At 65.3% G+C, this 743-nt stretch carries 1 protein-coding gene; it reads right to left on the bottom strand.

What is annotated here, in order from left to right; genetic code table 11:
• Positions 1 to 605, bottom strand: a 605-nt coding sequence (locus E1295_RS48275; protein WP_132642123.1) for a transposase family protein, incomplete at its 3' end; no start/stop codon positions are given.
• Between the last annotated feature and the right edge of the window lie 138 nt (positions 606 to 743).

Below are 743 nucleotides of genomic sequence, written 5' to 3'. Positions count from 1 at the left end.
TTCTGGGATTCGGGCTTGTGCTTGCCCTTGTACGGGGTGCGGACCGGGCCTTCGGCTCCCTGATACGCCTTGTCCGCCAGGGTGATGATCCCCGCCTGCTCCAGTGCGCGCAGGATGCCCCAGATGCGGGCAGCGGTCAGATCGTGGGCCTTGCCGGGCAGGGCGCCCGAGGTCCACAGGATCGTCCCATCTGGTGAGGCGATGACCTGCACGTTCATCCCGTGCACACGGTGCTTGCCGGAGAAGTACGGCCGGTCAGCGGCGATCCGGTCGGTATGGATCAGCGTGCCGTCCAGCACCAGGTAGTGCAGCCCGTCCCGCTTGGCCTTGCGCAGCGCCTGGACGAGCTTGGGCGAGCGGGCTGACAACAGCGCCACCGTCTCTTCCACGTACCGCCATGCGGTTGCCGCCGACACCCCGAAGCCAGCCGCGAGTTCGGCGTAGGTCTCGCCCTTACGCAGGTAGACCAGCACCAGCAGGGCCTGCCGGCCAGGGTTGAGCCGCCGCCAGATCGACCTCATGGACTTACGGTGGCGCCGGATCACCCCGGCGACGTAGTTCAGGCGCTGATGCGACAAATCGACGGCGGCACGATAGAACAGCACCCAGAGCTCCTGGTTGTGATGGGCGTGGTTGTGGTGATCAACCCATCTACCAGGAGCTCTGCTGCGTCATGGGGCTAACCTCGGACTTGCGATCATGCTGTGACCAGGGCACTCGATGCGGAGCCTGAAATAGGTTCA

This window comes from Nonomuraea mesophila, from assembly GCF_004352805.1.
GTDB lineage: Bacteria > Actinomycetota > Actinomycetes > Streptosporangiales > Streptosporangiaceae > Nonomuraea > Nonomuraea longispora.
The sequence above is the reverse complement of the archived record's forward strand: the minus strand, read 5'-3'. Positions and strand labels throughout refer to the sequence as shown.